Source organism: Candidatus Methylospira mobilis (assembly GCF_009498235.1).
Taxonomy (GTDB): Bacteria; Pseudomonadota; Gammaproteobacteria; order Methylococcales; family Methylococcaceae; genus Methylospira; species Methylospira mobilis.
The window spans coordinates 3,686,076-3,698,083 of sequence record NZ_CP044205.1; the positions used below are offsets into that span (position 1 = coordinate 3,686,076).

Below are 12,008 nucleotides of genomic sequence, written 5' to 3' on the forward strand. Positions count from 1 at the left end.
CAATTCGACAGAAAACCGAAATCGTGCACCCGCACATGGATACCCGGCGTAGTTGATAGATCGAGACGCTTCGCGAGTAGCAACAGCCTTATATCCAGCGCCGCTGCATAGTTATAGTTTTATTTACACTTATCCCGAATGCCGGCAAAAACCGCTCAGTCAGTTTCTTCCCCGCCGGGTTTTGGCGGCGCGCCGCTGGTCGGCTGGCATTTTTTAACCGAAGCCGCTCGGACCGGCGATTTGGTATTCTTCGGATGCGACATCGAAATCAACCGCCGCTACGGCATTGCCAACCCCGGGGCGGCAAACTTTGTCCGGACCGGCACAGCGTTGACTGGGATGTTTCTACCGGACAGCTACGATCTCGGGATAATGACGTTGACCGACCCGAGAAACGCAGTAGGGGAGATCGCAGCTACGGCTGCCCGGATCATTGTCGGCTTCGGCGGCTTGCCGGTGCTGATTGCCTGCGACCATACGGCCAGCCTGGGCGCGATATTGGGCAGTTCGCTCGGCAGCGGAACCGCGCCGATCTATGTGTATTTCGATGCGCATTTCGATCTCGGCCGCAATTGTGCTCCCGGCGATTTGCTTCATAACGGCGGTTTCGTTGGCGAGATATTAAGGCAGGGCTGGGCAAGCCAGGCCGTTAATATCGGAGGACGGAGCAAGGAAACCTGTATCGAATATCCCGATACGCCAAAAAATTTCTACAGCATTCCCGGCAACGGCGAAGCAGCGGCAATTATTGCCCGGCTGGCGCCGTTGGCGGGACAGAAAGTGCATGTCAGCATCGACGCTGATGTACTGGACCCGAACGTCGCGCCGAACGTTTCGTGTCCGGAGGCGGATGGAATGACAGCACAAGCGCTGCTCGACTGCTGCCGCTGGATCGGACGTTCCTGCCGTGTGGTCGGAGCAGACCTCAGCGAAGTTCTACCCTCAACAGCAAGCCGGCAATCGGAACAGTTTTTGATTCGCTGTCTGCACGCCCTTAAAAGGGATTATCCGCGTTGTTGAAGTTTCGTCTGTAAGAATTAAATCACGGCATCCCTGCCATGGGTGAGCACGCGAAGCAGCAATACGCTAATTATCGCTAAAAACCAGGGTTACGCTCCATTCCGTTTGTGCGGTCGTAACATAATTGACCTTGGGAGAGCCATAAATATAAGGCTCAGGATCCGTTACCGTCATTTTTTGCGTGCCTGGATCCTGGCCGATCGTTAACTGGAAAGAACCTCCCGCACCATCTTCAATAATAATTCCCATCATGGTGTCGGTAGGAAGCGAATCACCCCAAACTACGCCAGCGGTCGCAGACAGGCCCGGCTCGGTCAAAAACGATCCTCCGTGTAACAGCTTCCCATCAACCAATAAAATCTGTCCATCCCAATTGGGATCACTTGAAAGATAAAGACCAAAACTGGAACTCTTTTGTATTACCGCATTAGCTACGTTCATATGCACTCCTTGAGTGGAATTGGTCAGCTATTTTATTTAGCCATGAAATATAATTTATTTAACTAAAAAAACTGCAACGCATTCAGCATTGCCACGACCATCATACAAACCGGATTTTCGCTTGTAACCTGTCAATAATGACAGTTATCAATATAGATCGCACAAGCAAACCTGCCGTTAAAATAAATAGCAAAAAAAACAACAACACAGCCAAACAATAAAAATTAAAAATACAAACAATTTACCTTACAAATAAAGCCAGCCAAACCGAATAATAGTTTAACCGCCATTCAGCTACCGGCATGGGAAAACACAGGATAACGCGGTTAAGAAACAAACAACAGGATGCCCAGCGCGTCGCATTGGCTGATATGATTAGCGCGCGTCGCGCGCCCATTAACTCATGGAAAACTTTTCAGGCGGCGCTAATCTTTATAGCGTAAAGCGATGGCATCGAACTCTTCCTGCAGCGCCATGAACGCATCAACTACATCGGGGTCGAAATGCTTTCCGCGTCCGTCAACCATCACACTGACGGCGAAGCCGTGCGACATACCCACCTTGTAGACGCGCTTGCTGATCAGCGCATCGTACACATCCGCCAAAGCCATCAGACGCGCCGACACGGGAATAGCGTCCGCGACCAAGCCTTGCGGATAACCCGTTCCATCCCATTTCTCATGATGACTGAGGGCGATTTCCTTGGCGAACTGCAAGAAAGGCACTACAATTCCGATCTGTTGTTCCGCGTGAGCCAACGCATCGTACCCCAATTGGGCATGCGTTTTCATAACGGCAAACTCGCCATCGGTCAGCAGACCGGCTTTAAGCAAAATATGATCGGGAATACCCACTTTGCCTATGTCGTGCAGCGGCGCCGATTTGAACAACAATTCGATATTGTTATCGGTAAGCTCGACTGAAAAACGCGGATGCCGTTGAAGACGGCTCGCCAGCAACTTCACGTAATGCTGGGTACGAAGGATATGATTGCCAGTATCGTTATCACGCGTTTCCGCCAGGGAAGCCAGCGCTGCTACTGTGACGGATTGAATCGCCTGGACTTCGAATGTACGTTTGGCAACTTCGCTTTCCAGAAAATGATTCTGGTTTTTCAGCAGATTTTCTGCGGCCTTAAGCGTTATATAGTTGTTGATTCTCGCCATGACTATCGGCGGATTGATCGGTTTGGTAATGTAATCGACCGCCCCCAGCAACAGACCTTTTTCCTCGTCTTTCTCTTCGCTTTTTGCCGTTAAAAACACTATCGGGATATCTGCCGTCCGCGCATCGGCCTTCAGTCGCCGGCAAACCTCGTAACCATCCACGTTCGCCATCATGACATCCAGCAGTATCAGGTCGGGCGTATCGGATTGCGCTATTTTCAAACCGCGTTCCCCGTTATTGGCGACTTTCACCCGATAGCGATCCTTGAGTAAACCGCTGATCAACGCCAGATTGTCAGGCGTATCGTCCACCACCAAGATCAACGGTTTTTTATCTTCGAGAGACATTTCATTCATCACTTTCTCCATCCAAACCGGATTGCTGCATGGCCTGCCGCAAAGTTGTCAAGGCAAGCTCCAAGTCAAAAGCGGCTATGCCGGCTGCTATTTCCCCGGCCATGTCGCCGAATGCCGTATTTAACCAACCGGCATAATCGGCGAACAGGTCGGCGGCTTCCGCATCGTCTTCTGCCAGCAAGGCATGCAGACGTTGACATACCTCGCGCAGCTGAACCCTGTCGACTATCGGTTCGGCATTAACGGGCGGTGCGTTTTCCGGAAGCTGCGCTGTTAATGCGGACAGTAAATCGCTCATGGATGCCGCGACTGCGGCGAATGGCGCCGCCACGTCTCCCGCCGTCAGGGATGACCCGGCATTACGGCTTTTATGTACGGCGCGTTCCAGTTCAGCCGCCAACAATTGCACGCCTGTTGCGCCAATATTTCCCGCCACGCCTTTCAGCGTATGCGCAAGACGTTCCGCCGTTTCGGCGTCTGCGTTCGCGGCAGCTTGTTCGAACTGTGCGGTGAAATCGCCCTGCCCCTTGATAAATTTGCGCAACATCGAGAGGTAAGAGGCTTTCTTGCCCAGCACTCGGCGCAAACCCAGCTCGACATCCAGCCCGTCGATATTCCGGGGCAGGCGCTCGTCTGTTGCCTGAGTATCCGTACCCGGACCGTGCGCCGAACCGGCGTCAGCCGTTTTATGCGGCTGCGCCGCCATCCCCAAGCCTTCGCGCGGCCTGATCCACTTCAACAATGCGGCCCATAGCTCATCAGGCTCGATCGGCTTGGCCAAATGCGCGCTCATACCGGCCTCTACGCATCTCTCGCGATCGCTCTGCATGACGTTGGCGGTCATCGCCAAAATAGGCAATTCCGCGAATTCGGGTTGGGCGCGCAATAATCGCGTTGCCGTTACGCCATCCATAACCGGCATCTGCACATCCATCAGCACCAGATCGTACTGCGGCGTCCGGCTTTGCGCTTTATCAACGGCTTCCCGGCCGTTTTCGGCGATTTCCACGCTGAACCCGGCATCGGTCAATAATTCCGATGCGACTTGCTGGTTAAGTTCGTTATCTTCCACCAGCAGGATGCGTGCACCGGCAATCCGCGCCAGTTGCGTTTCCAGCGCCGAATCCGTTCCAGCGCCTTCTTTGCTTCTCTCACAACCTTCTTCGCCCAGAATATCCATGACCGTATCGTAGACGATACTGCCGTTGAGCGGTTTGATCAGTATGTTCTCGATTCCTGCATCTTTCGCCCCTTTGAGCACCTCTTCGCGCCCGTAAGCGGTCACGATCACCAAATTCGGCATCGGATCGAGATGCAGCGTCTGCAAAGCCCGGGCGACTTCCAAACCGTCCATCTCCGGCATTTGCCAATCGAGAAAAGCGATTTCGAACGGATAACGCAACACGATGGCTTTCCGTATGGAGGTTATGGCGGCTTCGCCGGAAGACACCGCTTCTACATAGAACCCCATATTTTCCAGTATTCCGCTCAGCACGGTTCGCGCGGCATCGTTATCATCGACGACCAGCATGCGCCGATGGCGTAAATCCGGTTGAGGTAGATAGAGGCATGCGGGCGTTGCATCCTTGCCCAGGCGCGCAGTGAACCAAAAGGTCGAACCACGACCTGGAATACTGTCTAGCCCGACGGCTCCACCCATCAGTTCCGCCAGATTTTTACTGATTACCAGCCCCAAACCGGTGCCGCCGAATTTTCGGCTGGTGGAGGTATCGGCCTGCTGGAAACTTTGGAACAATCGCTCTATTTGCTCCGGCGTTACGCCTATGCCGGTATCTTTAACCTCGAAACGCAAAAACACCTGGCTCTCGTCGTCTTCCAGTTTGACGACAGTAATGCGAATCTCACCTTTTTGTGTGAATTTCACCGCGTTATTGGCGTAATTGATCAGAATCTGGCCGATCCGTAACGGATCACCGACCAAATGCACCGGCACGTCCGGCGCTACGTCGAATATCAGCTCCAAGCCTTTCTCACCGGCTTTTTCGGCTATCAGATTGGCGACGTTGTCCAATATATGATGCATATCCAACGGAACAGCCTCGACCTCCAGCTTGCCGGCCTCGATTTTGGACAGATCGAGTATATCATTGATAATACCGAGCAAATGCTGGCCGGATTGCTGTATTTTTTTCAAATAATCAAGCTGGCGCGGCGTCAACTCCGTCTTCAAAGCCAGATGGGACAGACCGATGATGGCGTTCATCGGCGTACGGATTTCATGACTCATGTTGGCCAGAAAATCACTCTTGACGCGATTGGCCTTCTCGGCCTCATGCATGGCCGCGCGCACCAGGGCTTCCTGCTCAACCAGATTACGGTTGGCTGACGCCAGGGATTCGGTCCGTTCGGCGACCTTCCGCTCCAGAGACTGATAAAGCACCGCGTTCTCGATGGAGATTGCCAACTGCCTTCCCAGCATGGTCACTGTTTCAAGACGGTCGACGGTAAAGGCCGCCCGCAACAACCGGTTTTCCAGGATGATAAAGGCCCCAATCCGCTCGCGCACCAGAATCGGCAACGCCAGCACGGAACAACACGGGACCGAAGCAAAGTAAGGGTCGTGAGTAAAGCGGGCGTCAATCACCGCATCCTCCGACACAAAGGCTTCTCCGGTATTCAAGCCGAAGCGCAACACGCTCGAAGCTACGTCTCCCTTCGCTACGGCTTCCTCAAGCCCGCTCCTTCCCAGCGGCGCACCGCGTTGCATTCCCCCCTCCAGAAACCAATGGCCCGCTTCGTCCAGCAACAGCAGCAAGGCGCCGGTGGCGCCGGTCAACTGTCCCAGCAGTTCGACTACGCGCGCAATCAATCGAGGTTGAGAGGTTTCTGAAGCCAGCGCTTGCGAAGCGCGCAGCACCGCTTCGAAATCGCTGCTGTCGTATCCCCTGTGGGCGGACCCTACGCCCGGTTTCGAAGCACCGCGCAGAAATGGATGTTCCGTTTCCATCCGCCGCGCTTTACCTTCGGCGCCCCATTTCTGATACAAGCCGCGCGCTGCGGCAAGTAGCGGGCGGCCGGCGTTTTCGAGTCCATGACGCATGTAAAACAGACCGGCGCGCTCGGTGGCCAGGGCATGATGCCAGGGACGATGGTGGGCCTGAGCGCGGCGGACCGCTTGTTCAAAAGCCTGTTGGGCAGTCCACAAGTCGTTCCTTAAAACCCATCGTTCCGCTTCGACCAGATCATGGAGATGACGAAAATTCATCGGCGCATCCTGCGCGCGCGCGTTGAGCCAGGCTTGATTCGCTGTCAGTTGCGCCTGCCAAAGCGCCTGATCGGTTTCACCGGCGCGCCCATCCTTAAGTGTAACGACCCGCAATCGAAAACACATGAACCCGCAATCAGCGCATCGGCAAACCCAGATTAAGTGAGAATGAAAATAGCGCTCGACCCACATTATTTGAGAATGAGCCCGCAATCAACCGCACCGACCTGCAATCAACCGCGACCAACCCACATTATTTGAGAATGACCGCTGCACCCAAAAACGGCAGGCGGCGCTCAAATTCCTCCCTGACGCCAGTCAAGAAAACGAGGGTTTTCCTTACTGTTTCCGGCAACCATACAGATCATCGTAAAACAGCCCAAAACCAGTAAATAAATTCGGTAAGGAATACAACTTTAATTTATACTTCCTTCACACGAGTTTATTTACAACTCAGCCATGCCGCCCCGCCCTTTTTTCCATCACCGACGCATGAGTAGTGTAATGCTTATTGGTTATGCCAGGATTTCTACTGATGATCAGAACCTTGACCTGCAGCACGACGCGCTCACGCAGGCCGGCTGTTCCAAACAGTATGAAGACAAGGAAAGTGGGGCCAAGGCGGAGCGCCCCGGTCTGCTGACCGCTCTGGATGTGCTGCGTGACGGCGACACGCTGGTGGTCTGGCGGTTGGATCGGCTGGGGCGCTCCCTCAAAGACCTGATTGCCTTGGTCGAGAAGCTTGAGAAGCGCGGGGTTGCACTCAAAAGCCTGCAGGAAAATATCGACACCGGCAGTAGCGGCGGTAAACTGGTGTTTCATCTGTTTGGCGCGCTGGCTGAATTCGAGCGCAACCTGATCCGCGAACGCACCCAGGCAGGACTGTCAGCCGCCAGGGCGAGAGGACGAACCGGCGGACGTCCTAAGGCGCTGGATTCCAATAAGCGGCAACTCGCCATTCGCCTTTACCATGAACGCCAGCACAGTATTGATGAGCTCTGCCGGATGATGGGCATCTCAAAACCAACGCTGTATAGCTATTTGGCGGAAGCCGATGCCGACGCCATTCACGCGGCATAAGCAAATACCCATTGATTCCCTGCTGCAATTGCGGCAGCGGCTTGATCGTTTACCCCGCAAGAGTTCCGAGCGCGCGAATCAAATCGCTGCTGTCGCCACACTGTACGGTGTTTCGATTGCGACGGTCTACCGGGCATTAACCGAATTCAACAGACCACACGCAGCGCACCGTGCCGACCACGGTAAGCCGCGCATACTGCAAGCGTCTGAACTGGAGCGCTACTGCGAGTTGGTTGCCGCACTTAAATTGCGCACGACGAATAAGAACGGTCGGCATCTGTCCACCCGGCGTGCTATTGGGCTGTTAGAGGACTACGGCGTTGAGACCGCATTGGGTTTGGTGCGAGCACCCAAAGGACTACTGACACGCACGACTGTAAACCGGTACCTGTCCTTGTGGCATCTGGATCAGCCACGCCTGACGCGCGAGCCTGCCGCCGTGCGTTTCCAGGCCGAATGCAGCAACGATTGTTGGCAGTTCGATATGTCGCCTTCCGATCTCAAGCATATCGACAAGCCTGAATGGGTTGATCCTTCGAAGGGCCAGCCGACGCTCATGCTGTTTAGCGTGGTGGATGACCGTAGCGGCGTGAACTATCAGGAATACCGCTGCGTCTATGGTGAGGATGCAGAATCCGCTTTGCGCTTCCTGTTCAACGCAATGGCGCCGAAAGCCGATGCGGCGTTTCCCTTTCAAGGGATGCCAAAAATGATTTATTTAGACAATGGCCCGGTCGCCAAGAGCCGGGTATTCCAGAACGTCATGCTGGCACTGGGCATTGAGTGGCAAACGCATATGCCGGCAGGGAAAGACGGCAGGCGTACCACGGCTCGATCAAAAGGCAAAGTTGAGCGCGCCTTTCGCACCCTCAAGGAAGCCTATGAGACGCTGTATCACTTCCACAAGCCGGAAACCGAGCGGCAGGCCAACGAGTGGCTGTTGCGTCATCTGATCCATATCCATAATGCGCGCCGGCATCGCTCCGAACCCCACACGCTGATGGACGACTGGCTGAAGAATCTGCCGTCGGAAGGCGTGCGCGAGATGTGCGCCTGGGAACAGTTCTGCCGTTTCGCCCGCGAGCCGGAACGGCGCAAGGTCGGCATCGACGCCCGCCTCAGCGTTGGCGGCACCGAGTATGAAGTAGAGCCAGACATGGCGGGCGAGCGTGTGGTGTTACTGTGGGGCTTGTTCGACGACGAGCTGTATGTCGAGTTCAAAGGTGAACGCTTCGGCCCTTATCATCCCGTGTCCGGCCCGATCCCGCTACACCGGTACCGCAGCTTCAAACGGGGCAAAGCAGATGAACGCGCCGATCATATCCGCGCCCTGGCCGATCAGCTGGGTCTGCCTATCGCCGCACTGTCTGGCAACGATGTGAGACTTTCACCGCCGACGGCAGCTGCGGCAGCGCCGATACCGAAACAGCCTTTTAATGCCGAAGCACATGAGTATCACTTTCCCAGCGTCATTGCGGCCAAACTCGCCATCGCTGACGATCTCGCGCAACCGTTGGCGAAGCTACCACCAGAAGATCGGTCATTTATCGACCAGGTGCTGAGCGAAACGCTCGTGCGCCGTATCGTGCTGGAGCGCGTGCGCGATTACTTTCGACGCAACAAGAAAAAGGGAGACAAACCATGCGGGTTGACGTGATGAAACATTACGGCCTGACGGTGCCATTGAATCAGGCAGGCTACTACGAAACCAGTCATAACCAGCAGTTAATGAGCGATATTCGCGGCGCTATCCTCGATGGTCGGCTGGTGGCTTTGTCCGGCGTGATCGGCATCGGCAAGACCGTCATGCTGGAGCGTATTCGGCAGGCGCTGGAAGAGGAAAAGCACGTCATCGTGTCGCAGTCCTTTGCCATCGACAAGCGCGCCATCAAACTATCGACCCTGGTTACGGCGCTGTTCTACGACCTGTCTGGCGATAAACAAATGCGTGTGCCGACCGACATCGAGACCCGTGACAGGCAGTTGCACGAACTGATAAAAAAACGAAAACGCCCCGTCGCCCTGTTCATTGATGAAGCACACGACCTGAACACCTACACTTTGACCAGCTTGAAACGCCTGATTGAGCTTGCGCGGAGTGGCGGTGGCGGCGGTCGACTGTCGGTGGTACTCGCCGGCCACCCCAAACTGAGGAACGATCTACGTCGGCCCACGATGGAGGAAATTGGTCACCGCACCACACTCTTCTCCCTGGACGGCATCACCGGCAGCCAGCGCGAATATATCTATTGGCTGCTTGAAACGTGCACTGAAGGCCAGGTAGAAGCGGAGTCCATCCTATCTGAAGACGCGATCTACCTACTGTCCAGCAAGTTGCGCACGCCGTTACAGATAGAGGACTACCTGACTCAAGCCTTGACTGCAGGTTACCAAACCGGCGAAAGGCCTGTCTCCGTTGAGATCGTCAATACCGTATTGACGCGTCATTCAGACGATATTGAAGCGACACTGACGCGCAACGGCTACCGTATCAAGGATCTGGCGGAGCAGTTCGACGTCAAGCCGGCAGAAATCAGGGCGCTGTTCACCCAGACACTCGATCCAGTACGCACGAGTGAGTTGCGTGAAAAGATGTTGAAGGCAGGGCTGCCAATATGATGGATAATCGCACGCCGAATGATGTTAAAAAAACCCTCGTTTTCTTGACTGGCGTCAGGGAGGAATTTGAGCGCCGCCTGCCGTTTTTGGGTGCAGCGGTCATTCTCAAATAATGTGGGTTGGTCGCGGTTGATTGCAGGTCGGTGCGGTTGATTGCGGGCTCATTCTCAAATAATGTGGGTCGAGCGCTATTTTCATTCTCACTTAATCTGGGTTTGCCGATGCGCTGATTGCGGGTTCATGTGTTTTCGATTGCGGGTCGTTACAGTTAACCTCCTTGAATTTATCGAGCGCAATAAACAACAGCGCGATTCCGGCGTTATCGCGTTGCGCTTTTTTGATCTCCTGCTCCAGGCGATCAATGAACAAGCGGCGGTTGGGCAAACCGGTAAGAAGATCGTAATTGGCTTGAGTCCAGATCAGCGTATCGGCTTCTTTCCTTTTGGTAATGTCGGAAAATAACGCGACCCTGCGGTGTACCGAGCCATCTTCTGCATAAATGGTGTTGATAGTCAGCCATTCGACGTACTTTTCACCGTTCTTGCGCCGGTTCCATATTTCACCCTGCCATTTTCCTGTGGCGTTAAGACTGCGCCACATCGCCCGAAAAAACTCGCTATCCTGTCCCCCCGAGCTCAATATTTTGGGGGTCCGGCCTATGACCTCTTCTGCGGAATACCCGGTCATTTCTGAAAAAGCGGGATTAATTGCAATAATGCGATTATCGGTATCGGTAACGGTCATCGCTTCATTGCTGTTTTGATAGACCAGAGCAGCCAGACGCAGTTCTTCTTCGGCCAGTTTACGCGCGGTGATGTCCCAAAGCGTGCCGATCACCCGTAGCGGTTTTCCGGTAGCCTCGTCAAGCTGGAATTCCCCGCGATCCTCGATCCAGCAAGTACGTCCGTCAGGCAAACAAACCCGGTATTCGGCAACATAAGGCGTCTGTTCCGCCAGCGCCTTGTCTAAAGCCGTAAACACCAGTCCGGCATCCTGATCATGGATCAGCCGTTTGAAATCGGCCAAATCAGTCGAGATGCAGGCAATACCCAGAATTCGATAGATATCGGGCGACAAATACGCTCTGCGCGAGTTGAGATCCAACTCCCAAACACCCATTTTTGCGACCCCAAGCGCAAAATTGAGCCGCTGCTCGCTTTTCTTCATCTCAGCGCTGAAACGGTGTGTTTTTTTCTCCAACTGCAGCACCCCGGCCACAATCAGGGTCGCCACGATAATCGACGCGACGCCCCCGGTAATCAGGTAATCAGGGGTAATCCGGCCGATAAGCAACAGCCCCATGGCCGAAACGATGGTTTCGGCCATGGCGAAGGACAGGACGACTGCGGCGAATACGCGCTGTCCGAAAGACATATGATGTTGGACGTCAGCCAGATAAACGGCAACTTTACGCCTGAAGGTGTCGTAGCAATTAACTGTCCGCATCCGGGTACGAAAGAAGGAGGGGAATAATATACAGAATGGCGAATTTGTATTTTAGCATACCCCGGGCTACGACTCCCAAATCGCGCCGGACTGAATCTGATGTGTACAACTGTATCCAGGCGAAAACGCATCGCACAAGCTTCTTCCATGTGCGGGCCCAACACGCTACACCCGTTTTTTTACCGGCGCTGGCATCTTCTGCAGCCAGACCCGGCACAATGCGAAAAGCGCATCCAGTTCGCCCGGCTCGTCGGGACGGTAAGCGGCTTCCACCAGCAAACGCCCGATTGCTGTGTTGAAATGTGTACTGCCGTATTGTTTATCCATGAAATCCAGCCAGGCCACGCCGGTCAGACCGGCAACCGTCGCGCGCGGATAAGCGGTCAGGCACGCCCGGCGCATCAGTATCGCCAGTTCCTGCAACTGCTGTTTTTGCGTAAGGTCGCTGCCTTGCAATACATCCAGGGACTTCAATGCCGCCTTCCGGGGTACTAACCTGCGTCGCCGCCGCCATAGCCAAAACGACAACAACGCCATAACCAGAATCAATGCCAGCACTATCCACCACCCCGGCGCAGGCGGCCAGAAACCGGGAGGTGGCGGCAAATGAATATCGCGTAGAGGCAGGTCGTCTTGCGGCATGGAGAAAACCT

The 12,008-nt window shown here is 54.6% G+C and carries 9 protein-coding genes; 4 read left to right on the forward strand and 5 right to left on the reverse strand.

The genetic code is table 11. The features are described 5' to 3' along the window. Positions 1-138 precede the first annotated feature (138 nt). Positions 139-1,020, forward strand: coding sequence for an arginase family protein (locus F6R98_RS16785; RefSeq protein WP_153250043.1), 882 nt, complete (start codon positions 139-141; stop codon positions 1,018-1,020). A gap of 66 nt (positions 1,021-1,086) precedes the next feature. On the opposite strand, the gene F6R98_RS16790 is transcribed toward F6R98_RS16785, so the two are convergent. The 3 genes from F6R98_RS16790 to F6R98_RS16800 form a co-directional block, all read right to left on the reverse strand. Then, a complete protein-coding gene (locus tag F6R98_RS16790) occupies positions 1,087-1,461 on the reverse strand; it encodes a hypothetical protein (RefSeq protein ID WP_153250044.1) in 375 nt (124 codons plus the stop codon). A gap of 425 nt (positions 1,462-1,886) precedes the next feature. Continuing rightward, positions 1,887-2,984, reverse strand: coding sequence for a response regulator (locus F6R98_RS16795; RefSeq protein ID WP_228124929.1), 1,098 nt, complete (start codon positions 2,982-2,984; stop codon positions 1,887-1,889). Then, on the reverse strand, positions 2,977-6,324 hold the full coding sequence (locus tag F6R98_RS16800) for a hybrid sensor histidine kinase/response regulator (protein ID WP_194269990.1): 3,348 nt from the start codon (positions 6,322-6,324) through the stop codon (positions 2,977-2,979). The genes F6R98_RS16795 and F6R98_RS16800 overlap by 8 nt, the downstream gene beginning before the upstream one ends. Before the next feature lie 390 nt (positions 6,325-6,714). Here F6R98_RS16800 and F6R98_RS16805 point away from each other — a divergent pair, with 390 nt between their 5' ends. From F6R98_RS16805 to F6R98_RS16815, 3 genes are read left to right on the forward strand one after another with little or no spacing between them, the layout of a single operon-like run. Next, positions 6,715-7,290 (forward strand): recombinase family protein, encoded by a 576-nt coding sequence (locus tag F6R98_RS16805; protein ID WP_153247653.1) that lies wholly within the window; start codon positions 6,715-6,717, stop codon positions 7,288-7,290. A 4-nt stretch (positions 7,291-7,294) separates the two neighbouring features. After that, positions 7,295-8,947, forward strand: coding sequence for an IS481 family transposase (locus tag F6R98_RS16810; protein WP_228125217.1), 1,653 nt, complete (start codon positions 7,295-7,297; stop codon positions 8,945-8,947). Next, positions 8,932-9,909 carry an ExeA family protein gene (locus F6R98_RS16815; protein WP_153247651.1) on the forward strand — a complete coding sequence of 326 codons (978 nt, stop codon included), beginning with the start codon at positions 8,932-8,934 and terminating at the stop codon, positions 9,907-9,909. Before F6R98_RS16810 ends, F6R98_RS16815 begins: the two co-directional genes overlap by 16 nt. 204 nt (positions 9,910-10,113) lie before the next feature. Here the strand turns inward: F6R98_RS16815 and F6R98_RS16820 are convergent, their stop codons facing one another. Then, on the reverse strand, positions 10,114-11,355 hold the full coding sequence (locus F6R98_RS16820; RefSeq protein ID WP_153250046.1) for a PAS domain S-box protein: 1,242 nt from the start codon (positions 11,353-11,355) through the stop codon (positions 10,114-10,116). Between the two features lie 165 nt (positions 11,356-11,520). Beyond that, positions 11,521-11,997 carry a DUF4381 domain-containing protein gene (locus tag F6R98_RS16825; protein ID WP_153250047.1) on the reverse strand — a complete coding sequence of 159 codons (477 nt, stop codon included), beginning with the start codon at positions 11,995-11,997 and terminating at the stop codon, positions 11,521-11,523. Between the last annotated feature and the right edge of the window lie 11 nt (positions 11,998-12,008).